Origin of the sequence: Chromobacterium sp. Rain0013 (assembly GCF_015291765.1) — a bacterium.
GTDB classification, from domain to species: domain Bacteria; phylum Pseudomonadota; class Gammaproteobacteria; order Burkholderiales; family Chromobacteriaceae; genus Chromobacterium; species Chromobacterium haemolyticum.
On record NZ_CP031514.1, the window covers coordinates 4,880,918 to 4,904,863 of the forward strand.

Here is a 23,946-nt window from a genome sequence, read left to right on the forward strand (position 1 = left end):
AACAACGGCATTTTGCAATACAGTCCAACTTATTAATGAACCAATATTCAGCTATATCCCCATGGCACAAGTCCCCGCCTCGCGCTGGCAGCGCAAAAAAGACGCGCGTCCCAGCGAAATCCTGGACGCCGCGCTGACCCTGTTTGTAGAAAAAGGCTTCAGCGCCACCAAGATGGAAGACATCGCCCGCGCCGCCGGCGTGACCAAGGGCACGCCTTATCTGTACTTCCAAAATAAGGAAGAGATCTTCAAAGCCATGGTGCGCCACCATTTATCCAGCCGGCTCAGCGCCTTCGTAGAACTGGAACAACAACATACGGGGCCGGTAGGCGAGCTGCTGCAAATCCTCCTGCTCAAGTGGTGGGATGAAGTGGGCGCCACGCCCGCCGCCGGCCTGTGCAAGCTGGCCATAGCCGAAGCCACCAACTTCCCGGAACTGGCGCGCTTCTACACCACGGAAGTGATTTCCCCTTGTCTGAGCATGATCGAGCACATCCTGCGCCGCGGCATGGATAGCGGAGAATTCCGCGTCCTGCCCATCGCCAGCAGCAGCGACGCTCTGCTGGCCCCCCTGGTGATGGCGATGACCTGGGCCCACTCCTTCGCCAAGGTGGTGCCCGATGTTTGCGGCTACTCGCATCAGTACTCCCGCGCGCACCTGAGCGAAGCCTTGCAGTTGGTGCTGCAAGGCCTGAAGAATCCAACCTGCGAGAATTGACATGAAAACCGCCGCTCACTGCCTCTGGCTAGGCATCGTCAGTCTGACCCTCGCCGCCTGCGGCAAACCGGAGGCGCCTCCGGAAGCGCCTCGCCCCGTCCGTTACGTGGTGGCGGGCGCCACCGCCCAGCAACAAGGCGATAGCTACTCCGGCGAAATCCGCGCCCGTCACGAGACCAATCTGGCCTTCCGCGTGGCCGGCAAAGTGGTGGCCAAGCTGGCCAATAGCGGCGACCGGGTGAAAAAAGGTCAGGTGCTGGCGCGGCTGGACCCCAGCGACTACGCGCTGGACCTGTCGGCCAAACAAGCTCAGTTGGCCGCCGCGCAATCCGACCTGGGCCAACAAGAGCTGAACCTGAAACGCTACCGCGAGCTGCTGGCCAAGCAGTTCGTCAGCCAGGCGCAGGTGGACGGGCAACAGAACGCGGTCAACGCCGCTCGGGCCAAGGTGGATCAAGCCAAGGCGCAGTTCGCCGCCAGCCGCAATCAAACCGGCTACACCAGCCTGGTGGCGGACGCCGACGGCGTGCTGAGCCAGATGGTTGCCGAGCCCGGCCTGGTCGTGGCCGCCGGTCAGGCCATGGCTAGACTGTCGCAGGACGGCGCGCGCGAGGTCGCGGTCCAAGTGCCGGAGAACGCGCTGGACAAGGTGCGCCGCGCCGGCCAATTCCAGGTGAGTCTATGGAACGGCGGCGCGCCGATGTCGGGCACGCTGCGCGAGTTAGCGGCCGACGCCGATCCCGCTACCCGCACTTACGCCGCCCGCGTCGCCATCAGCGGCGACTCCAGCCGCCTGCAATTGGGAATGACCGCCAGCGTCGCCTTGCCTAACGCCGCGGACGCGCAGATGCGGCTGCCGCTGACCGCCTTGCTGGACGAACAGGGCAAGCACTATGTCTGGCTGATCGCCGCCAACGGCAAGGTCGCTCGCCGCGCGGTGACGGTCAGCCGCGTAGACGCCGACTCCGCCACCCTGTCCCAGGGCGTGCGGCCTGGCGACAAAATCGTCACCGCCGGCATCCACCTGCTGCGCGACGGCCAGGCCGTGAAACTGTTGGAGCACTGAGACGGCCATGAAAAAACTGAATCTGTCGGAATGGGCGCTGCGTCACCAGTCCTTGGTGCGCTACCTGATGGTGATGCTGATGCTGGCCGGAGTCTGGGCCTACACCCAGCTGGGCCAGAAGGAAGACCCGGAATTCACCTTCAAGGCCATGCTGGTGCAAGCTTACTGGCCCGGCGCCGGCACATTGGAGATGGAACAGCAGGTCACCAACAAGCTGGAGGAAAAGCTGCAGGAGATGGGCGAGATTGACTACGTCCAAAGCTATACCAAACCGGGCGAGAGCCTGCTGCTGATTTCGGTGCGCGAAGACGTGCCGCCCAAGAACGTGCAACAACTGTGGTACCAGGTGCGCAAGAAGATAGGCGATATCCGCGCCACCCTGCCCGCGGAAGTCCAGGGACCGTTCTTCAACGACGAGTTCGGCGACACCTTCGGCAATATCTACGCCTTCGCCGGCGACGGTTTCAGCTACGAGGAAGTGCGCCAATACCTGGAGGACGCCAAACGCGAGATCCTGCGCGTGCCGGACGTGGCCAAGGTCAGCCTGCTGGGCGTGCAGGAGCAGCGCGTCTACGTGGACCTGTCCACCGCCAAGCTGGCTTCGCTGGGGCTGGACACCAGCGCCATCTGGAAAGCCTTGCAACAACAAAACGCGATGACGCCGTCCGGCGTGTTCGAAACCGCCAGCGACCGCATCTGGGTCCGCCCCACCGGCAACTACGCCAGCGTGGAGGCTATTGCCGCCACCCCGGTCACCGTCAACGGCAAAACCTTCCGCCTGGGCGATATCGCCTCGGTCAAACGCGGCTACATTGATCCGCCGCTCAGCACCATGCGCTTCAACGGCAAACCGGTGCTGGGCATGGCCATCACCATGAAGGGCGGCGGCGACGTGCTGCGCTTGGGCAAAAAGCTGGATGCGGCCATGCGGCAGATCCAGTCCAAGATGCCCGTGGGCCTGGAAATCCATTCGGTTTCCGACCAGCCCAAGGTGGTCAAGAACGCGGTTGGCGAATTCATGCGTTCGCTGGTGGAGGCCGTAGTCATCGTGCTGGCCGTCAGCTTCTTCAGCCTGGGCCTGCGCACCGGCATCGTGGTGGCGCTGTCCATCCCGCTGGTGCTGGCAATGACTTTTCTGGCCATGTATTTCTTCAATATCGACCTGCAGCGTATCTCGCTGGGTTCCTTGATCATCGCGCTGGGGCTGCTGGTGGACGACGCCATCATCGCGGTGGAAATGATGGCACTGAAGCTGGAACAAGGCTGGAGCAAGTTTCAGGCCGCCACCTTCGCCTACACCAGCACCGCCTTCCCCATGCTGACCGGCACCCTGATCACCGCCGCCACTTTCCTGCCCGTGGGCATCGCCAAGTCCAACGCCGGCGAATACGTGTTCAGCCTGTTCGCCGTGGTCGGCATCGCGCTGGTGCTGTCCTGGATCGTCGCGGTGGTGTTCACTCCCTACCTGGGCTACAAGCTGTTGCCGGAAAACCTCCAGCACTACGAGGCGCACGATGTTTACGACAAACCGTTCTACCGCCGCTTCCGCAGGGTGGTGGAATGGTGCCTGGAACGGCGCAAGACCGTGATCGCCCTGACGCTGGCCGCCTTCGTGCTATCCCTGCTGGCCTTCAAGCTGCTGGTGGCTCAACAGTTTTTCCCCTCGTCCAACAGGCCCGAACTGATGGTGGACATGTGGCTGCCGCGCGGCGCCAGTCATCAGGCCACCGAGCGCGAAGTTGAAAAACTGGAAGCCCTGCTCAAACGCGACCCGGACATCGTCAGCGTCACCAGCTACGTCGGCAGCGGCAGCCCGCGTTTCTATCTGCCGCTGGATCAGCAGCTGCAACACTTGAACTATGCGCAGCTGATGTTGATGACCCGGGACGAACATGTGCGCGAAGACGTGAAGAAACGGCTGGAAAAGCTATTCGACAACGACTTCCCCAATGTCCGCGGCCGGGTGACCCGGCTGGAGAACGGTCCGCCGGTGGGCTACGCGGTGCAATTTCGGGTGATGGGCGAGGACCACGTCAAGGTGCGCGCCATCGCCGCCCAGGTGGAAGCGCTGATGCGCGCGCATCCATCCACCCGCCAGGTCAATATCAACTGGGGCGAGCAGGTGAAGGCCCTGCGCATCCGCATCGATCAGGACAAGGCGCGCGCGCTCGGCCTGTCCTCTCAGCAATTGTCGCAGCAATTGCAGATGCTGATTTCCGGCGCCACCGTGACCAGCTTCCGCGAAGGCGACCAGGCCATCGCCATCGTCGCGCGGCTCAATCCGGACGAACGCAAGAATGTCGCCGGCCTCGGCAACTTGATGATACAAACCGGCAGCGGCCGCTTTGTGCCGGTGTCGCAGATAGGACACATCGAATACCAGCCGGAAGAAAGCATCATCTGGCGGCGCAACCGCCTGCCCGCCATCACGGTGAGCGCGGATCCGGCGGAAGGCGCCCAGGGCGCGGACATCTCCCGGCAACTGCTGCCCAAGATGCAAGCGTTGGAGCAGACGCTGCCGCTGGGCTATCACATCGAAACCGGCGGCAGCATGGAATCCAGCGCCAAATCGCAAAAAGCCATTGCGGCGGTGGCGCCGTTGATGCTGGTGGTGGTGGTAACCCTGCTGATGTTGCAGCTGCACAGCGTGCAACGCAGCATCATGGTGCTGCTGACCGCGCCGCTGGGCATGATAGGCGTGACGCTGACCCTGATCGCTTTCAGCGCTCCGTTCGGCTTCGTCGCCATGCTGGGGGTCATCGCGCTGTCCGGCATGATCATGCGCAACTCGGTTATCCTAGTTGACCAGATCGAACACGACATTCGCGACGGCATCGATCCCTGGCACGCTATTGTCGGCTCCACAATTAGACGTTTTAGGCCTATCATGCTGACGGCATTGGCGGCCATCCTGGCGATGATCCCGCTGAGCCGCAGCACGTTCTGGGGACCGATGGCCGTGGCCATCATGGGCGGGCTGCTGGTGGCCACGGTGCTAACCCTGCTGTTCCTGCCGGCGCTGTACGCGCAATGGTTCAAGGTGCGGCGGCCTCAGGCCTGACGACACCTTGCCGCGCGACGAGACAAAACAAACCGAGCATATAAACACAAATGAACAAGACCCGATTCCGATTGCCCCTGCTGGGCAGCCTGTTGCTGCTGGGTTTCGCCCTGCCGGCCCACGCCTTCGACCTGGTTGAAGCCTGGCGCGCCGCCCGCGATTACAACGCCGACTTCGCCGCCGCGCGCTCCGACCTCGACGCCGGCCGGGAAAAAGCGACGCAAAGCCGCGCGCTGCTGATGCCCCAGGTGGGCGCCACCGCCAATTACAATTACACCAATCCAATCGCACCCGCGGGCCAAGGCGGTTACGACTCCACCACCTACGGCGTCAACTTGCAACAGCCGCTGTTCGATGTCAGCAAATACACAGGCTACCAAAAAGGCAAGCTGGCCACTCTGCAAGCGGAAACCAGCTACGGCGCAGCTGAACAACAGCTGATCCTGGATACCTCCCAAGCTTATTTCAACGTGCTGCTGGCCAAGGACACCCTGTCCGCCACCAGCGCCAGCAAGAAAACGTTCCAGCAACAATTGGAACAAGCCAAGACCGCCTTCGAAGTGGGCACCGCCACCATCACCGACACCCACGAAGCCCAAGCCGGCTACGACGGCGCGGTGGCCCAGGAAATCAAGGCGATCAACAGCCTGGAATTGGCGGAGAACAATCTGCGCCGCATCACCGGGCTGGACCCCAAGACCATCCAACCGGTGTTGGACAAGCTGCCGCTGGAACTGCCGACCCCGGCTACCCTGGAAGCCTGGATCGGGATCGCCCTGCGCAACAGCCTGAGCATCAAGGCCGCCGAGCAAACGCTGGAAATCGCCGGCAAGAACGTCACCGAGAAAAAAGGCGGCCACCTGCCGGTGATCAGCCTGACCGCCGGCTACAGCGATACCCAGACCCGCGCCCCGATGCAGCAGCCTCACACCCGCGGCAGCAGCATAGGCGTCGGCATCACCCTGCCCTTGTTCGCCGGCGGCGGCATCAACTCGCAAGTGCGCGAGGCGGCGGCGCAGCAGGAGTCCGCCAAGGACAAGCTGGAAGCCGTCCGCCGCCAAGTGCGCGAAGACGTGCGCCGCACCTTCCTGGGCGTTACAAACGGCGCGGCTCTGGTGCGCGCTCAGGAGCAATTGCTGATCTCCGCCAAGAGCAAGGTGGAATCCACCCGCCTGGGCAAGGAAGTGGGCATCCGCACCAATATCGACCTGCTGCAAGCCGAACAGGCTTACTACTCGACGCTCACCAGCCTGGCCACCGCCAAGTATGAGTATCTGATCGCGCGGCTGTCGCTGTCCCAGGCCGCCGGCCAATTGGATAGCGAGGTACTGAGCAAGCTCAACGCCGTCATCCGCCGTTAACCCCCGCTAAGAGTGGCTAACAACCCCCTGATGCTGCGCGCCGACTTGCCGTACTCAAGTACTGCCTGCGTCGGCGCGCCTTGGCTCAAGTTCTCCGCAGCCATGCCAGCAGGCATGGCCGCCGTCTCCCCGCCCCTTCCACGCTCCTCCGCTGGCATCCGCGCAACAGGTGTTTAATTTTTTAGTGCGCGTGTAGCTTTTTGCTAAACACAAACATAGAATGCCTGAGAACGTGCTTACGATATCACGAGCGTGGGCGAGACAAGTCATTGCGGCTAAGAGAGCGGAATGTACGCATTTCGAAACCGTTTTTAACGCCCTTGTCTAAACTATTCCGCCAATGCGCAACAGATCGTAAACAGGTGCTGAGACGGTCAGACAAGAATAATGAAAGCCAAGCCACGGAGCGGCCAGCCGGCGCCACGATAGACCGGCATCGCTCCGACACCGATTCGCGGCGGTCCGCCAGACGCGGCGCCGACCGCACAACGCCGAGGAGATAGCAGATGAGCAATAAGGATTTGATGCAACGCAAGGCCGACGCCACCCCGCGCGGCGTGGGCGTGATGTGCGGCTTCTTTGCCGAGCGCGCCAAGAATGCCGAAGTCTGGGATACCGACGGCAAACGCTATATCGATTTCGCCGGCGGCATTGGCGTATTGAATACCGGCCATCTGCATGACAAAGTACAGGCCGCGGTCGCCGAACAGCTGTCCCGGTTCAGTCACACCTGCTATCAAGTTGTCCCGTACGAATCCTATATCCGTCTTGCCGAGCGGCTGAACCAGCTGACGCCGGGCCAACACGCGAAGAAAACCGCGCTGTTCACCACCGGCGCCGAAGCAGTGGAAAACGCGGTGAAAGTGGCGCGCGCCGCCACCGGCCGCGCCGGGGTGATCGCCTTCGGCGGGGCCTTCCACGGCCGCACCCTGCTGGGCATGGCGCTGACCGGCAAGGTGGTCCCGTACAAAGTGGGCTTCGGCCCCTTCCCCAGCGACGTCTATCACGCTCCCTATCCCAACGCGCTGCACGGCGTGTCCGTGGAAGACTCCCTGAACGGGCTGGAAAAGCTGTTCAAGTACGACGTCGACCCCAAACGCGTCGCCGCCATCATCTTTGAGCCGGTGCAAGGCGAAGGCGGTTTCTACGTCGCGCCCAGCGAGTGGGTGGTCCGGCTGCGCAAGATTTGCGACGAGCACGGCATCCTGCTGATCGCCGACGAAGTGCAGTCCGGTTTCGCCCGCACCGGCAAGCTGTTCGCGATGGAGCACTATCCGGTGCAGGCCGACCTGATCACCATGGCCAAATCGCTGGCCGGCGGTTTCCCGCTGTCCGCGCTGACCGGCCGGGCCGAGCTGATGGACGCTCCCGCCCCCGGCGGCCTGGGCGGCACCTATGCCGGCAACCCGCTGGCGGTGGCCGCGGCGCTGGCGGTGATCGACGTCATCGCCGAAGAAAAGCTGCTGGACCGTGCCAACCGCCTGGGCGAGCTGCTGAAGGAAAAACTGCACGGCCTGAAGAGCGCGGTGCCGCAGATCGCCGAGGTCCGCGGGCTGGGCGCAATGCTGGCGGTGGAATTCAATCAGCCCGGCAGCCCGCACCCCGACCCGGACTTCGCCAAGAAAGTGCAGACCAAGGCCTTGGAATCCGGCCTGATCCTGCTGACCTGCGGCGTCTACGCCAATGTGGTGCGCTTCCTGTTCCCGCTGACCATAGAAGACGCGGTGTTCGAAGAAGCCCTGGCCAAGCTGGAAGCCGCGCTCAAAGCTTAAAGGCCGCGCCGTGCCCGCGCCGCCGGCGCGGGCCTAGTCCGACATCTCTGCGTTGGAGAACCCATGTTGAATTTGAAAGACCCCGCGCTGCTGAAGCAGCAGTGCTATGTGAACGGCGCCTGGCTGGATGCCGACAACGGCGAAACCATTCCCGTCACTAACCCCGCCACGGGCGAAACTATCGCCAGCGTGCCCAAAATGGGCAAGGCCGAGGCCGAGCGCGCCGTGGCCGGCGCGGCTGAAGCCTTCCTTCTCTGGAAACGCAAGCCGGCGAAAGAACGCGCCGCCCTGCTGCGCCGTTGGTTCGATCTGGTGATGGCGAATCAGGACGACCTGGCGGTCATCCTCACCAGCGAACAGGGCAAGCCGCTCTCGGAAGCCAAGGGCGAAATCGCCTACGGCGCCTCCTATATCGAGTGGTACGCTGAAGAAGCCAAGCGCCTGTACGGCGACACCATCCCCTCTCCCGGCGCCGACAAGCGCATCCTGGTCAACAAGGAACCAATCGGCGTCACCGCAGCGATCACGCCGTGGAACTTCCCCAATGCGATGATCACGCGCAAAGCGGCCCCGGCGCTGGCCGCCGGCTGCCCAATGGTGGTGCGCCCAGCCAGCCAGACCCCGCTCTCGGCCCTGGCCCTGGCCGTGCTTGCAGAACGCGCGGGCATTCCCGCCGGCGTGTTCTCGGTGCTCACCGGCGGCTCCAGCGAAATCGGCGCGGTGCTGACCGGCAGCGACTTGGTAAAGAAATTCTCCTTCACCGGCTCCACCGAAGTGGGCCGCAAGCTGATCGCTCAATGCGCGGACACCGTCAAAAAAGTGTCGATGGAATTGGGCGGCAACGCGCCCTTCATCGTATTCGACGACGCCGACCTCGACGCCGCGGTGGAAGGCGCCATCATCTCTAAATACCGCAACGCCGGCCAGACCTGCGTCTGCGCCAACCGTCTGTTGGTGCAGGATGGCGTCTACGACGCCTTCGCAGAGAAGTTCGCCGCCGCGGTGGCCAAGCTCAAAGTGGGCAACGGTCTGGAGCCTGGCGTCACCCAAGGCCCGATGATAGACATGAACGCAGTGGCCAAAGTGGAAGAACACATCGCCGACGCGCTGGCCAAGGGCGGCAAACTGGTGGCAGGCGGCAAGCGCCACGCGCTGGGTCACAGCTTCTTCGAACCGACGGTAATCACCGACGTTACGCCGCGAATGAAGGTGGCCAAGGAGGAAACCTTCGGCCCGCTGGCGCCGCTGTTCCGCTTCCATTCCGAAGAAGAGGCGATCCGGATGGCCAACGACACCGAGTTCGGCCTGGCCAGCTACTTCTACGCCCGCGATATCGGACGCATTTTCCGCGTGTCAGAAGGTCTGGAATACGGCATGGTGGCGGTCAACACCGGCATTCTGTCCAACGAGGCCGCGCCCTTCGGCGGCGTCAAGCAATCCGGCCTGGGGCGTGAAGGCTCCAAGTACGGCATCGAGGACTATTTGGAAATCAAATACGTACTGCTAGGCGGCATCGACCAGTAAAGCGCCCCGCCAATGCGAAACGGGCTGGATATCCAGCCCGTTTTTTATTGCCGCAGTCGCGACGCTTAGAACCTGTTCAAAATCTCGCGAGCAAGAGCAAGCGCAGAAGAAGTGGAATGTACACACGGTACACAAGCACTCTGAAGAGCCTTCCAAGGCCGCACCGCCGAAGCTCAGCACACATTGAACAAGTACGGCTAACAAAAATCAGTTTCACGGCTGAGGCAAGGCGCGCCGACGCAGGCAGTACTTGAGTACGGCAAGTCGGCGCAACGCAGCATCAGGTATTTTGTTAGCCGCTCTTAGTGGAACTTGGCCAAGGTCTCCGACAGGGGAATCCCGGCCTCTTTCAGGCATTCAGCCAGATCCCGCCAGGCCTCGTCGCGCTCAGGCGCCACATCCGGCGTCACCAGCCACGGCGCGTGCGCCGCCACTTCCTCTCGGCCGCGCAGGCGGAAGCCCACTTCGTAGCCCTGCATTTCCGGCTGATATTCCGCAACAGCCTCCAGCTCTTGCACCCCGCCCGCGCTCGCGGCCAGCAAGGCCGCGGTCACGCCCAGGCGCTTGCGGTTCCAGGCTCGTACACCGGTCTGCACCGCCTCCCACCAGGGCAAGGGCGCGAACAGTTCGGCCTCGCCGTATTCCATCTCGGCGCCCACCGCCTGCTGTACCAGCGGCATCGCCGCATCCAGTGCCTTGCGCGCCAAACGGCGCGCCTGCTCCGGCGGCAAAGCCCCGCGCTCCACCAAGAAGGGAATCCAGGCCAGCACCAGTTGCGGCTCGTTGGTCTTGCGCGCCGCCTCGTATGTGGCGCGCGAGGAGTCCGGATCCAGCGGCGCGAAATCGCAACCCGCATCCATCACCGGCGCCAACTGCACCAGGTCTTGGCAGGCGCGTTCGTTCAGCATCTCCAGAGAGAACAAGGTGGGCGAAATCCACAGTATCGACTGCTCCGGCACCTCCAGTGCATCCGCCAGCACCACTTCCAGCCGCTCCAGCTGAGGGAAATGCCACCACACGCCGCCCTGAGCGCGTGAAAACGCGAACGGCAAGGCCCAGAGTTCGAACGACACCACCGAGCCATCCTTGCGCATCACCTCGGGGAAAGCGATTGCGTCGCGCGCGCAATTGACCAGCAACTGACGCGCGGCCGGTTGGGACAACAGCGCCAGTTGCGACTCGGTGAACACGGCCTGGTCGCCGGCCGCCAGCGCCATCTGCACCTCGCCTGCCAGCTGCGCGCGCTCCATGGGCTGATCCACCGCGCGGCGCGCCAGCTCCACCAATTGCTTCACCGCGCGACCGCGCTCCGCCGGAGGCAGCGGCTCGGTAGGGCCGGTGCGCATCTCGCGCGGAACCGGACCCGCTGCCTCGCGGTCGGCATAGGCCTTGTGCAGACGCTGATAAGCTTGCATCGCTTCGTCGCAGATCGCCTGCAACTGGCCCACGGTCGGCATCTCGTCTTCATTGCTGAAGTTGAAGTCGAATAAACGCAGACGCAGATTGCAGACATAGACCGTCACATTGTCCGCCTCGTCGAACAGCATGGCGCTAGTCAGACCTTCGCGATCGCGTCCGGGAAAGTCCGTGTCGTCATCGCCAACCAAACGGCAAACAAAAGCCGGCGCTTCGGTGTGAATCAGGTACTCGGAACCTTCCAGGCCCTGATCGTCAACGGCATCACCAAAAATGAAGCGGTTGGGCAAAAACGGCTCGCCCTTGATGCGGGCATTACGCGGCAGGGATTTCATCTGGCAAGCGAATCTATTCAATAAATCAAACACTCATTGTACCTGCCTAGCGTGGCGGCTTGAAGTCCGCTGGCCAAATCAATCCTCTCCCCTCCATTGCGCCAATGTTCGGCGCTGCTCGCCCGCCGCGTCGAAATTGTCAGCGGACAACCAGTTCTCGAAGCCCAGCCGCAATGCCGGCCACTCATGATCCAGGACGGAAAACCAGGCGGTATCGCGATTACGCCCCTTGTAAACCATGGCCTGCCGGAACAGACCCTCGAAGCGGAAACCCAGCCTTAGCGCCGCCCGCTGTGAAGGCTGGTTCAAGGCGTCGCATTTCCATTCATAACGGCGATAACCCAGCGCGAAGGCCTGACGCATCAATAGATACATCGCTTCCGTCGCCGCCGGCCTGCGCTGCAGCAAGGGAGAGAAATTCAGATGCCCCACCTCGATGCAGCCCATCTTCGGGTCAATGCGCAAATAGGCGGCTACACCAAGCGCCTCCCCGCTGACAGCGTCCACGATCGCGTAAAAGTGCGGATCACGCTGCCGTTGCTGCTCGGTCAGCCAATCAGAGAAGTCGGCGTAAGCGGCAAACGGGCCATAGCTCAGATAAGTCCAGTTGCGCCCCTCCGCGTCCGCGCCCATCGCCGCGAACAGGCCTGGGCCGTGCCGCTCGGCCTGCAGCGGTTCCAGCCGGCAGAACTTCCCCCGCAGATCCGTCTTAGGCGGCCAGGCCGCCTCGCGCCACTCCGACACCGGCAGCCCCACCGCCTGGCCCAAGGCGTTGACCGTGCCCGCCGACGCCATGCTCGCCTCAATCATCGCCTTCTCCTTCAGCATGCGCAGGACACGGCGACGCCAGCTCGCGCCGTGGTTGCATAGCCGTCGCGTACCCACCAATCCAGGCCGCCCTGCAATTCGCGCACATTGAAGCCAAGACGCGCCAGTTTCAAGGCCCCCTTGGTCGACGCATTGCAACCGATGCCATCGCAGAACGACACCAGAACCGCATCCCTGGGCAAGTGCGCGGTGCTTGCCTCGTCCATGGTTCTATGCGGCACGGACACGGCGCCGGGCAGGGTTTCCTTAAGGAAGGCCTCTTCCGCGCGCGCGTCGATCAACACCAATTTTTCTCCGGCTTGCAAAGCACTCCAGACATCGGCGGCGTCCATCTCGTACGCCAGCTTGGCGGCGTAAAAATCTTGCTGGCTCAACATTTTTTTCTCCTGTGGCCTTGTAAATGCTGTTAGCCTAAGCGACAAGTCATACCCTAAACAGTGCCACCATGCAAAATATGGAGGAACCACTTTGTCCACCGAGTGGTTGATCGATTTCCTGCGCCAGCGGCTGCAACGTCAAGGCGCGGAAAGCCTGGCTCGCCAGCTGTACCGCTTATTGCGCGAACTGATCCGCGCCGGTCAGTTAGCCGGCGGCGCGCCCTTGCCGGCCAGCCGCGCGCTGGCGGCGGAACTGGCTCTGGGCCGCAACACCATTCTCAACGCCTATGAACAACTGGGCGCCGAAGGCTATCTGGAAAGCCGTCACGGCTCAGGCACTTATGTCGCGGCCTTATTCAGCCCGCGTTCCGCTCCGCCGCAGCGCACTCAGCAACACCCGGGGCTGTCGCAACGCGGCCAGCGCGTCTCCGGCCACTGCACGCTGCCCACTGGGCTGGCTGGCGCCTTCGCCCCTGGGACGCCAGAGCTGAAACAATTCCCCCACGCCCAATGGCAGCGCTGCCTGCAAAACCATATCCAACGCCCGCAGCTGGACCATCTGCACTACCGCCACGACGGCGGTCTGCCCGAACTCAAGCGCTCCCTCAGCCAATACCTGTATCTATCGCGCTCGGTGCGCTGCCAGCCGGAGCAAATCGTCATCACCCAAGGCGCGCAGCAAGGACTGGAACTGCTGGCCCGGCTATTGGCCGACCCCGGCGACGACGCCTGGGTGGAAGATCCCGGCTACAGCGGCGCGCAGGCCGCGCTGCGAGCAGCGGAACTGAACATCGTCCCGGTTCCCGTTGACGCCCAAGGCATGGCCCCGACCCCCGCGCATCAGGCCACGCCTCCGCGTCTGATTTACATCACCCCGTCCCATCAATATCCAACCGGCGTCGTCATGTCGCTGGCGCGGCGGTTAGCACTGCTTCAGTTAGCCAAGCTACACGACAGTTGGATCATAGAAGACGACTACGATAGCGAATTCCGCTACACCACCCACCCCATCGCCTCCCTGCAAGGGCTGGCCGACAGCGAGCGCGTCATTTATCTCGGAACCTTCAGCAAAGTCATGTTTCCCGCGCTGGGACTGGGCTACCTGATCCTGCCCGAAACGCTGGTGGAGCCGTTCCGCCGCGTCCTGGCGCGTTTGTACCGGGAGGGCAATTACCAGGTGCAAGCCGCGCTGGCCGACTTCATCGAACAAGGTCATTTCGCCCGCCATATCAAGCATATGCGCGAGCTCTACCAATTGCGGCAACACCTGCTGCGCGGCACTCTGCAGCGCGCGCTGGGCGACGCGCTGCCGTTGTCCGCCGGCGAGGCCGGCTTGCACTTGGTCGCTCAGTTGCCGACCGGCTTCGATGAGTTGGAACTCAGCGCCGCCGCCGCCCGGCAGCAACTATGGCTGCGCCCTTTGACCAAGCACTTCATCGGCCCGGTGGACCGCAACGGATTAGTGCTTGGCTACGCCGGAGTGGAAGAACAGGAACTTCACGCCGCCGCGCTCAAGCTGGCGGCGCTATTGGAAACGCGATGGAAGTGAAACCTACGCTGCTGGTCAGCGCCTGCCTGCTGGGGCAGCCCGTACGCTACGACGGCCAGGCCAAACCGCTGGCTGAGCATGACTGGACACGATTGCGCCGAGAATTCACCCTGATCCCCGCCTGTCCAGAATGCATGGGCGGCCTGCCTACGCCCAGGCCCGCGGCGGAGCTGCGCGGAGGCGACGGCGCTGCCGCGCTGCGCGGTCAGGCCACGGTGGAAACCGCCGCCGGCGAAAATGTCAGCGCCGCCTTTGTGCGCGGAGCCCAGGCCAGCCTGCGCCTGGCTCAGGCCCATGGCTGCCGGCAGGCACTGTTGAAGGCAAACAGCCCCTCATGCGGCACGCTCCGCATCTACGACGGCGAATTTTCCGGCAAGCTCAAGGACGGGGAAGGTGTGACCGCCAGCCTGTTGCGACAGGCCGGCATCAAGGTCTGTTCGGAGGATCGCATGGAAGAACTGCTTAGAGCGCCAGGGAAGTAAGTCGCCTCGACGCTCTCGTTAACGGCGTTTACAGAAACTCGAGGCGGCCGCCGTTCAGGTGATACATCGCGCCGGCAATCTTGATCCGGCCCTCTTTCTCCAGCTTGGCCAGCACATCGCTGCGCTTGCGAATCTGATCAATGGTATGCAGCACATTGCTGCGCGCCACCGCATCGACAAACTCCGCATTCTTGCTGCTGCGCTCGCCATCATACTTGGTTAGAGAAACCGCCGGCCGAATGCGCGCCAGCAAACCCGTCAGATTGCCCAACTCCACGTGGTCGATAGCCCCCTTGATAGCGCCACAGGCGGTATGCCCCATCACCAGCACCACTTTGGCGCCGGCAACCGCGCAGGCAAACTCCATGCTGCCCAACAAATCGTCATTCACCACATTGCCGGCAACCCGGGAATTAAAGGTTTCGCCGATGCCCGCATCCATCACGATTTCCGCCGGCGCGCGCGAATCTATGCAGCTGAGCACCACCGCGGAGGGGTACTGCCCCTCGGCGCTGGAACGCTTTTGCGCCAAGTAGTCGTGCTGCATCGGCTTGCCGCTTCGGAAGCGCTCATTGCCTTTCGCCATCTCCGCCAGCACTTGCTCCGGCGTCATCGCATCCCGCTGAGACTTGCTCAAAGACGCCGCATACGCCACGCCGTTCAGGCCCCCGCCGGCACCCATGGCAAATAGCGCCGCGGCGCCCAAGGCGGTTTTCATCACCGTCCGTCGGCCGATAGACTCGCCGCAATTCACTTCCCGACACAGATGCTCGCTCATTCGCGTCCTTTCCTAGTGTAGTGACATAAAGGTACAGTGGTATAAAGTTTTTTAATTTTATTTAGTAACTATCTAATTAGATGATAGTTTGCGACTTAGTTCACTGCACAGGCAATTAGGACATGGTGATGAAAAGTGCCGCTCCGGCTGCAGGCTGCCAAACACAAAGCCTCGAACAACTCTAAAGAAGAGAAACAAGAAGGAAATAGAGAAAACGGCACTGCCGTTGTGCTTATTCAGCCTCCAGCGCGCCCCAGACGCACGAAAGCCTCCCATGGGGAGGCTTGGCAAGGTCTGAACACCAATGCAAAAGCCCAGCTCGTCTGAGCTGGGCTTCGCAATCGGGCGTCTGGCGGTGTCCTACTTTCACATGGCGAATGCCACACTATCATCGGCGCTAAGGCGTTTCACGGTCCTGTTCGGGATGGGAAGGCGTGGGACCACCTCGCTATGGCCACCAGACATAAACTGGTACAAACTAGAAGAAGCCTAGGCTGATCTTTGATCAGCCCACATATATTCGGTATTCAATTGTGTCGCACACCCACATCTCGTCGCTCAGTCTCCCAAGCCACTCAAATGATAGGATCAAGCCTCACGAGCAATTAGTATCGGTTAGCTTAACGCCTCACAGCGCTTCCACACCCGACCTATCAACGTCCTGGTCTCGAACGACTCTTCAGGAGGGTCAAGCCCTCAGGGAAGTCTCATCTTCAGGCGAGTTTCCCGCTTAGATGCTTTCAGCGGTTATCTCTTCCGCACTTAGCTACCCGGCAATGCGACTGGCGTCACAACCGGTACACCAGAGGTGCGTCCACTCCGGTCCTCTCGTACTAGGAGCAGCCCCCGTCAAACTTCCAACGCCCACTGCAGATAGGGACCAAACTGTCTCACGACGTTTTGAACCCAGCTCACGTACCACTTTAAATGGCGAACAGCCATACCCTTGGGACCGGCTACAGCCCCAGGATGTGATGAGCCGACATCGAGGTGCCAAACACCGCCGTCGATGTGAACTCTTGGGCGGTATCAGCCTGTTATCCCCGGAGTACCTTTTATCCGTTGAGCGATGGCCCTTCCATTCAGAACCACCGGATCACTATGTCCTGCTTTCGCACCTGCTCGACTTGTCGGTCTCGCAGTTAAGCTACCTTTTGCCATTGCACTATCAGCACGATTTCCGACCGTACCTAGGTAACCTTCGAACTCCTCCGTTACACTTTGGGAGGAGACCGCCCCAGTCAAACTGCCTACCATGCACTGTCCCCAATCCGGATCACGGACCAAGGTTAGAACCTCAAACACACCAGGGTGGTATTTCAAGGACGGCTCCATGAGAACTAGCGTTCCCACTTCATAGCCTCCCACCTATCCTACACAAGTCTGTTCAAAGTCCAATGCAAAGCTACAGTAAAGGTTCACGGGGTCTTTCCGTCTAGCAGCGGGGAGATTGCATCTTCACAAACACTTCAACTTCGCTGAGTCTCAGGAGGAGACAGTGTGGCCATCGTTACGCCATTCGTGCGGGTCGGAACTTACCCGACAAGGAATTTCGCTACCTTAGGACCGTTATAGTTACGGCCGCCGTTTACTGGGGCTTCGATCAAGAGCTTGCACCCCATCACTTAACCTTCCAGCACCGGGCAGGCGTCACACCGTATACGTCCACTTTCGTGTTGGCACAGTGCTGTGTTTTTGTTAAACAGTCGCAGCCACCGATTCTCTGCGACCTCTCAAAGCTCCTCCCGCAGGGGATTCACTCTAAGAGGCATACCTTCTCCCGAAGTTACGGTATCAATTTGCCGAGTTCCTTCTCCTGAGTTCTCTCAAGCGCCTTAGAATTCTCATCCTGCCCACCTGTGTCGGTTTGCGGTACGGTTCTTATGCAGCTGAAGCTTAGTGGCTTTTCCTGGAAGCGTGGTATCAGTCACTTCAGGTCCGTAGACCCTCGTCATCACGTCTCGGCCTTAAGGGAAGGCGGATTTGCCTACCTCCCCAGCCTACCGGCTTAAACAGACTATTCCAACAGTCTGATGACCTAACCTTCTCCGTCCCCACATCGCACTGCATAAAAGTACGGGAATTTTAACCCGTTTCCCATCGACTACGCTTTTCAGCCTCGCCTTAGGGGCCGACTCACCCTACGCCGATGAACGTTGCGTAGGAAACCTTGGGCTTTCGGCGAGCGGGCTTTTCACCCGCTTTATCGCTACTCATGTCAGCATTCGCACTTCTGATATCTCCAGCATCCCTTACGAGACACCTTCTCAGACCTACAGAACGCTCCCCTACCATCTGCACTTACGTGCAAATCCGCAGCTTCGGTTATCAGTTTGAGCCCCGTTACATCTTCCGCGCAGGACGACTCGACCAGTGAGCTATTACGCTTTCTTTAAATGATGGCTGCTTCTAAGCCAACATCCTGGCTGTCTAGGCCTTCCCACTTCGTTTACCACTTAACTGATCATTTGGGACCTTAGCTGGCGGTCTGGGTTGTTTCCCTCTTGACGATGGACGTTAGCACCCACCGTCTGTCTCCCATGCTCGCACTTTCCGGTATTCAGAGTTTGCCATGGTTTGGTAAATCGCAATGACCCCCTAGCCATAACAGTGCTTTACCCCCGGAAGTGATACATGAGGCACTACCTAAATAGTTTTCGGGGAGAACCAGCTATCTCCGAGTTTGTTTAGCCTTTCACCCCTATCCACAGCTCATCCCCTAGTTTTGCAACACTAGTGGGTTCGGACCTCCAGTGCGTGTTACCGCACCTTCATCCTGGCCATGGATAGATCACTCGGTTTCGGGTCTACGCCCAGCAACTAAATCGCCCTATTCGGACTCGGTTTCCCTACGCCTCCCCTATTCGGTTAAGCTCGCTACTGAACGTAAGTCGCTGACCCATTATACAAAAGGTACGCAGTCACGGAACAAGTCCGCTCCCACTGTTTGTATGCATCCGGTTTCAGGTTCTATTTCACTCCCCTCCCGGGGTTCTTTTCGCCTTTCCCTCACGGTACTGGTTCACTATCGGTCGATCATGAGTATTTAGCCTTGGAGGATGGTCCCCCCATCTTCAGACAGGATTTCTCGTGTCCCGCCCTACTTATCGTACGCCTAGTCCTTGGAATGCGTTTTCGTGTACGGGGCTATCACCCACTATGGCAGTCCTTTCCATGAACCTTCCACTAACACAATCCATAACACGTACAGGCTCTTCCGCGTTCGCTCGCCACTACTAACGGAATCTCGGTTGATTTCTTTTCCTGCAGCTACTTAGATGTTTCAGTTCGCTGCGTTCGCCTCCTCGTGCCTATGTATTCAGCACGGGATCTCCTTGCGGAGGGGTTTCCCCATTCGGACATCGCGGGATCAAAGCTCTATTGCCAGCTCCCCCGCGCTTTTCGCAGGCTTACACGTCCTTCTTCGCCTATGATCGCCAAGGCATCCACCAGATGCACTTAGTCGCTTGACCCTATCATTTCAGTAACCTGGATCACTAAAACAACAAGTTGTGTTTGTGCGACGACTACACCGCCCCTTTTGATATGGCGACGTAGCCTAGATACAATCAAATACCCAAGATGACGATCCAGCCAATGAAGACTTAACTCCATCGTCTTTCTCGCCGTCTTTATATATTCGGCTTCTTCAGTTTGTTAAAGATCAGTGCGTTTAAACAACGCGATCACAGTACTCATTAAGCACTCTGATCGCGATACTCAAACTCGCGAATAACCGATAGGCTGTAAGTACTCGATCAACAACCTTCTCTAGAAAGGAGGTGATCCAGCCGCAGGTTCCCCTACGGCTACCTTGTTACGACTTCACCCCAGTCATGAATCCCACCGTGGTAAGCGGCCTCCTTACGGTTAGCCTACCCACTTCTGGTGAAACTCACTCCCATGGTGTGACGGGCGGTGTGTACAAGACCCGGGAACGTATTCACCGCAGCATGCTGATCTGCGATTACTAGCGATTCCGACTTCACGCACTCGAGTTGCAGAGTGCGATCCGGACTACGATCGGTTTTATGAGATTGGCTCCACCTCGCGGCTTCGCGACCCTCTGTACCGACCATTGTATGACGTGTGAAGCCCTGGTCATAAGGGCCATGAGGACTTGACGTCATCCCCACCTTCCTCCGGTTTGTCACCGGCAGTCCCATTAGAGTGCCCAACTTAATGATGGCAACTAATGGCAAGGGTTGCGCTCGTTGCGGGACTTAACCCAACATCTCACGACACGAGCTGACGACAGCCATGCAGCACCTGTGTTAACGCTCCCTTTCGGGCACCGCCACATCTCTGCAGCGTTCGTTACATGTCAAGACCAGGTAAGGTTTTTCGCGTTGCATCGAATTAATCCACATCATCCACCGCTTGTGCGGGTCCCCGTCAATTCCTTTGAGTTTTAACCTTGCGGCCGTACTCCCCAGGCGGTCAACTTCTCGCGTTAGCTTCGCTACCAAGGATTCAAACCCCCAACAGCTAGTTGACATCGTTTAGGGCGTGGACTACCAGGGTATCTAATCCTGTTTGCTCCCCACGCTTTCGTGCATGAGCGTCAGTGTCATCCCAGGGGGCTGCCTTCGCCATCGGTATTCCTCCGCATCTCTACGCATTTCACTGCTACACGCGGAATTCTACCCCCCTCTGACGCACTCTAGTCGTGCAGTCTCCAATGCCGTTCCCAGGTTAAGCCCGGGGCTTTCACATCAGACTTGCACAACCGCCTGCGCACGCTTTACGCCCAGTAATTCCGATTAACGCTTGCACCCTACGTATTACCGCGGCTGCTGGCACGTAGTTAGCCGGTGCTTATTCTTCCGGTACTCTCAGCCCCAGTAGGTATTAACCACTGGGATTTGCTCCCGGACAAAAGTCCTTTACAACCCGAAGGCCTTCTTCAGACACGCGGCATGGCTGGATCAGGCTTGCGCCCATTGTCCAAAATTCCCCACTGCTGCCTCCCGTAGGAGTCTGGGCCGTGTCTCAGTCCCAGTGTGGCGGATCATCCTCTCAGACCCGCTACTGATCGTCGCCTTGGTGAGCCTTTACCCCACCAACTAGCTAATCAGACATCGGCTGCTCGTATAACGTGAGGCCTTACGGTCCCCCACTTTCCCCCTCAGGGCGTATGCGGTATTAATCCGGCTTTCGCCGAGCTATCCCCCATTACACGGTACATTCCGATGCATTACTCACCCGTTCGCCACTCGTCAGCGGTGCAAGCACCCTGTTACCGTTCGACTTGCATGTGTAAAGCATGCCGCCAGCGTTCAATCTGAGCCAGGATCAAACTCTTCAGTTCAATTCCAAGCAAATTTTCTGGCACGCAAGATCAAAGAAACATCGAGACATTTCTCGTCTTGCAGTGCAAGTGTTTGGTCATCGACCGAGCACTTACACCTATCGGTTATTCGTTCTGTTAAAGATCGGTGCAGATCGCTGCGCTTCGTTTCCGTCGCTGCGTTGTCTGCTGAGGAGGCGAACTATACGTCACGACCCTAAACCCGTCAACACCTTTTTTGATAAAAACCTCAACAACGGTGGGCCGTGCAGGGCAAGCCCTTGATGCGGCAATGGATATCCATAAAGGGTATTTGCCACCCCCCGCCCCATGACCCGACTATCCATGAAAAACGGGCCGGCGAAACGCCGGCCCGTACCGTTTCAGAGGCCTGAAACCGCTTATTCCTTCCTCACATCCAGCAGTTCTTGCAGCTGATTCAGCGTGGAATCGTCCTTGACCACGTGCTGCAGCCACTCTTCCAGGCTCATCTCGGCCCAGCGCGCCGCGCGTTCGGCCAATAAGGCCACCGGGCTATGCGGTTCGTTGCTGCGGAAGTAACGAGCGACCTCGCTCAACATCTGCACCGCTTCCTGGCGGCTGCGGATCTGGCCGTTAAAGACGACGGGCGCCGTCGAAGCAGTGGCGGAGGGGGTGGGCGCGCTATAGCTTTGGGTCACGGCTTTTCTTTCCACAACAGGTTCAACGGGAGCCGGCGTAACGCCGGCTGGCGCGGTTTGTTGACGGTAACGCAACACTAGGTCCTGGCAGGCGTAAATGCCGTTGCGGATCTCCGCCAGGCTGGGGGCCTCGCCGCCGAAGCGCAGGTCCACTTGCTCGTCCAATGCTTCGTAGCGGCCCAATGCCTGCACCAAGGCTTCCGCTTGGCTCTGGAACCAGGCATGACCGGACAGGGTGGCGCTCTTTTCGAACTCGTCCCCGGAGAGCTTGCCCTCGGCGATGGCGGCGGCCTTGGCCTCTGCATCTTTCAAGCCAAGGTTTTCCACGTCGCGCGATTGCTGCCAATCGTTCCAGCCGTAAGCGCCGAACTCCGGCTTCAGCAGCGGCACGCTGCGGATGGCCAGCCCCAGTTGCTGATTCAACCATTCCAGCTTGCCGACGCGTTCGTCCAGGTCGTGCGGGTCCAGCTCCGGATAGCCGCTCTCCCAGTATTGACGCAGCCAGCCATCCAGCGCGGCCAGGCCCAGAGCCAAACCAGGGATTCCGTTGGCCTGAACTTGGGCTTCCGCGTACCAGACCAGTAATTGCAGGTCTTTGCTGTTTTGGCTCAGCGCGTCTTCACACAGACGGATGACTTTGGGCCACTCCGCCGTTTTGAGGGTTTGTTCCCAGTCCCCTTGTGACAGACCTGGGTCGTCGCTGCGGCGAGCCTCGCGAATCTGGTCGAATAGAGTGGAGTAGGCCAGATCCTCGCCCGCCGGCGATGAACCGGGTATGGGAGCCAGGAGTTGCTCCACGGTTTGTTCGATGTTTTCCATGCTTGTATGGCTTCTATATATTAAGAACCTGTTTACGATCCGCTGCGCGTCGTGAGACGCCGCACGGTGAGTACACCTTCGAAATGCTCATGTACCACGAGTACATCCCGCTTTCTCAGCCGTTTTCGCCATGCCTCGCCTTAGCTCGCGAGATCGTAAACAGGCTCTAGGAGGTATTGCGATCAGCCCTTGCCGACTTCCGGCATGGTGGAGATCAGCGAGGCGCCGCAACTGACTTTATGTCCCTCCAACGCCACCGGCTTGCCGCCGACTACCCAACTGGGGTCGCCTTCCACGATGGTGCAGTTGACGTGCCCTTGCTGCGGGCAAGTGACCGCGTCGCCCAGGCAGGCGACCTGCTTGCCGAACAAGGTGGTGCTGGATGCGGCGCTGACGACTTTGCCGCCATGATCGGTGGGGTCGCCCAATCGGATCACGCGTTTCATGCTGTGGCCTCCTCGCGCGGCGGTCTGGCCATGGCCAGCGCCACATGATCGTTGCTGAATTGAGTAATGAGGGCCGGCGCGGCAAGACGCGCGCTGTGGCTGACGGCGCCGGCGGCCAACATGGCGTCGGCGGCGACGCCCACGTCGCCCCACTCCCGCGCCAGATTGCTGGCTTCATCGATGGGATGCAGTTCCACCGCGTGGCGGTTCAAGGCGCTGGCGATGGCGGCCAGACGCACGCCGCCAGCGTCGACGTCGCCGCTGTTGTGCACCAGCCAGCCCAGGCTGGCCGCCTTATCGTTTTCCGGCTTGGCGTCTTCCGGGCTGAACGGGTAATCCAGCAGCGCGGCGTTGACCAAGGCGTTGTCCAGCACCGGTTGGAGCTGCCTCGCCAGTTGCAATGCGCGCTCCTGCGGCGCCGCGGACGTGCTGGATTGGCCCAATTGGGCCAGGACCGGCATCTGGGCCAGGCTGGCTTGATGGCGAGCGGGCACCATGCCCCAGCTGCCCCCGGCACGGCTGAAGTCTTTTTCCCAGTAAGGCTGGTAAGGATCCGCGCCCTCGGCCACGGCGACGGGACCTAATTCCGGCTCCGGCAACTGTTCGCGCAGGAACAGCAGGACGGCGACGGCCAGGCCAGGCTTGCCCAGCCAGCGCTGGCGTTCCGCCGCAGCGGGATCGCTCTCGTCCCACTGCTCCCCGCCCAACGTCAGCAAAGGCGCGTCGGCCCCCAACATGATCACGCCCGGCAGCTCCGGCTGCTGTTGCAGCAACTGCCGTGCGCGGTCCGCCACCGTGCCGGTGCCGGCGCCCGCCAGGAAGCGAGCTTCCGGCGCCGGCCATTCGCCGTCGTCCAGCGTTTCAGCCATCGCTTCCGTCTGCCATTCCTTCACCGCGGCGATTTGTTCGATGCCGGACAGGCTGGGCACCACTTCCATCACCAGCGGCAGCCATGCCGCGCCAGGCGCGACGGCGTAAAGCTCCCGCAGCGCCTCGGTCACATGAGGACGCAAGGCTTGCAGCGCTTCGTCGGCGTCGACGTCCGCCGCGTCCAGGCATGACCATAGACAGCCGTCCGGCGCTTCTGCCAGCCAGCCAGGCTCGCCATTGGCCGGAACGGCGCGCGCCCATAGCCAGCGGCAGTCCACCACCGCCTGGCGTTCGCGCAATTCGGCCCGATGCCGTTCACGCGCGGCGTCGCGCGCGGACTGGCGCTCGGCCTCCGCCGCGGCCTCCTGCACCGCCTCCTCCTGCTTGGCGCGCTTTTCCTTCAGATAAGCCCACAACTTGACCCCGGCGCTGAGCAGCATAGGCGGCCCCAGGTGCAGCAGCAGGATGGCCGATGGGCTGATGCGCTGCCAGCTCTGCGGCAACACCAGCCATAGCAGCCCCCACCAGGCGACGGTGCTGACCCCGAACAGGCCCAACATTTTCCACATGGACG

General features: G+C 60.8%; 15 protein-coding genes and 3 rRNA genes. 8 read left to right on the forward strand and 10 right to left on the reverse strand.

Annotation, left to right across the window (positions count from 1 at the left end; genetic code table 11):
• The first annotated feature begins 61 nt into the window (after window positions 1-61).
• The 6 genes from DXT74_RS22240 (at window position 62) to gabD (ending at window position 9,502) form a co-directional block, all read left to right on the forward strand.
• On the forward strand, window positions 62-718 hold the full coding sequence (locus DXT74_RS22240; RefSeq protein ID WP_043638010.1) for a TetR/AcrR family transcriptional regulator: 657 nt from the start codon (window positions 62-64) through the stop codon (window positions 716-718).
• A 1-nt stretch (window position 719) separates the two neighbouring features.
• Complete coding sequence (locus DXT74_RS22245) at window positions 720-1,784, forward strand: efflux RND transporter periplasmic adaptor subunit (RefSeq protein WP_194427011.1); 1,065 nt, start codon at window positions 720-722, stop codon at window positions 1,782-1,784.
• A 7-nt stretch (window positions 1,785-1,791) separates the two neighbouring features.
• The gene (locus DXT74_RS22250; RefSeq protein ID WP_194427012.1) at window positions 1,792-4,845 is read left to right on the forward strand and encodes an efflux RND transporter permease subunit; all 3,054 of its coding nucleotides are present in this window, start codon (window positions 1,792-1,794) and stop codon (window positions 4,843-4,845) included.
• Window positions 4,846-4,895: 50 nt separating this feature from the next.
• Window positions 4,896-6,206, forward strand: a complete 1,311-nt coding sequence (locus DXT74_RS22255; protein WP_194427013.1) for a TolC family outer membrane protein — start codon at window positions 4,896-4,898, stop codon at window positions 6,204-6,206.
• 506 nt (window positions 6,207-6,712) lie between these two features.
• Window positions 6,713-7,978: a 4-aminobutyrate--2-oxoglutarate transaminase gene (gabT, locus tag DXT74_RS22260; protein WP_194427014.1), complete on the forward strand. Its 1,266-nt coding sequence runs from the start codon at window positions 6,713-6,715 to the stop codon at window positions 7,976-7,978.
• Window positions 7,979-8,041: 63 nt separating this feature from the next.
• Window positions 8,042-9,502, forward strand: coding sequence for an NADP-dependent succinate-semialdehyde dehydrogenase (gene gabD / locus DXT74_RS22265; protein ID WP_194427015.1), 1,461 nt, complete (start codon window positions 8,042-8,044; stop codon window positions 9,500-9,502).
• A gap of 302 nt (window positions 9,503-9,804) precedes the next feature.
• On the opposite strand, the gene DXT74_RS22270 is transcribed toward gabD, so the two are convergent.
• The 3 genes from DXT74_RS22270 to DXT74_RS22280 all read right to left on the reverse strand — a co-directional run bounded on the left by DXT74_RS22270 (window position 9,805) and on the right by DXT74_RS22280 (window position 12,458).
• Window positions 9,805-11,253 carry a hypothetical protein gene (locus DXT74_RS22270; protein WP_194427016.1) on the reverse strand — a complete coding sequence of 483 codons (1,449 nt, stop codon included), beginning with the start codon at window positions 11,251-11,253 and terminating at the stop codon, window positions 9,805-9,807.
• A gap of 78 nt (window positions 11,254-11,331) precedes the next feature.
• Window positions 11,332-12,063, reverse strand: coding sequence for a GNAT family N-acetyltransferase (locus tag DXT74_RS22275; RefSeq protein ID WP_231138244.1), 732 nt, complete (start codon window positions 12,061-12,063; stop codon window positions 11,332-11,334).
• Window positions 12,064-12,074: 11 nt separating this feature from the next.
• A complete protein-coding gene (locus DXT74_RS22280) occupies window positions 12,075-12,458 on the reverse strand; it encodes a rhodanese-like domain-containing protein (protein ID WP_081557036.1) in 384 nt (127 codons plus the stop codon).
• Window positions 12,459-12,549: 91 nt separating this feature from the next.
• Between DXT74_RS22280 and DXT74_RS22285 the strand changes: the two genes are divergently transcribed.
• Window positions 12,550-14,007: a PLP-dependent aminotransferase family protein gene (locus DXT74_RS22285; protein WP_194427017.1), complete on the forward strand. Its 1,458-nt coding sequence runs from the start codon at window positions 12,550-12,552 to the stop codon at window positions 14,005-14,007.
• Window positions 13,998-14,489 carry a DUF523 domain-containing protein gene (locus DXT74_RS22290; protein WP_194427018.1) on the forward strand — a complete coding sequence of 164 codons (492 nt, stop codon included), beginning with the start codon at window positions 13,998-14,000 and terminating at the stop codon, window positions 14,487-14,489. Before DXT74_RS22285 ends, DXT74_RS22290 begins: the two co-directional genes overlap by 10 nt.
• 28 nt (window positions 14,490-14,517) lie before the next feature.
• Here the strand turns inward: DXT74_RS22290 and DXT74_RS22295 are convergent, their stop codons facing one another.
• From DXT74_RS22295 to DXT74_RS22325, 7 genes are all read right to left on the reverse strand, one after another.
• Window positions 14,518-15,267 carry a carbonic anhydrase family protein gene (locus tag DXT74_RS22295; RefSeq protein ID WP_052370544.1) on the reverse strand — a complete coding sequence of 250 codons (750 nt, stop codon included), beginning with the start codon at window positions 15,265-15,267 and terminating at the stop codon, window positions 14,518-14,520.
• A 347-nt stretch (window positions 15,268-15,614) separates the two neighbouring features.
• Window positions 15,615-15,729 (reverse strand): 5S ribosomal RNA (gene rrf / locus DXT74_RS22300).
• A gap of 122 nt (window positions 15,730-15,851) precedes the next feature.
• A 23S ribosomal RNA gene (locus tag DXT74_RS22305) occupies window positions 15,852-18,740 on the reverse strand.
• A 302-nt stretch (window positions 18,741-19,042) separates the two neighbouring features.
• Window positions 19,043-20,578 (reverse strand): 16S ribosomal RNA (locus DXT74_RS22310).
• Together the 16S, 23S and 5S rRNA genes form the textbook arrangement of a ribosomal RNA operon.
• 380 nt (window positions 20,579-20,958) lie before the next feature.
• Complete coding sequence (gene tssA, locus DXT74_RS22315) at window positions 20,959-22,056, reverse strand: type VI secretion system protein TssA (RefSeq protein ID WP_043641374.1); 1,098 nt, start codon at window positions 22,054-22,056, stop codon at window positions 20,959-20,961.
• A 182-nt stretch (window positions 22,057-22,238) separates the two neighbouring features.
• Window positions 22,239-22,502 (reverse strand): PAAR domain-containing protein, encoded by a 264-nt coding sequence (locus tag DXT74_RS22320; protein WP_043641377.1) that lies wholly within the window; start codon window positions 22,500-22,502, stop codon window positions 22,239-22,241.
• Complete coding sequence (locus DXT74_RS22325; protein WP_194427019.1) at window positions 22,499-23,941, reverse strand: hypothetical protein; 1,443 nt, start codon at window positions 23,939-23,941, stop codon at window positions 22,499-22,501. Before DXT74_RS22325 ends, DXT74_RS22320 begins: the two co-directional genes overlap by 4 nt.
• Between the last annotated feature and the right edge of the window lie 5 nt (window positions 23,942-23,946).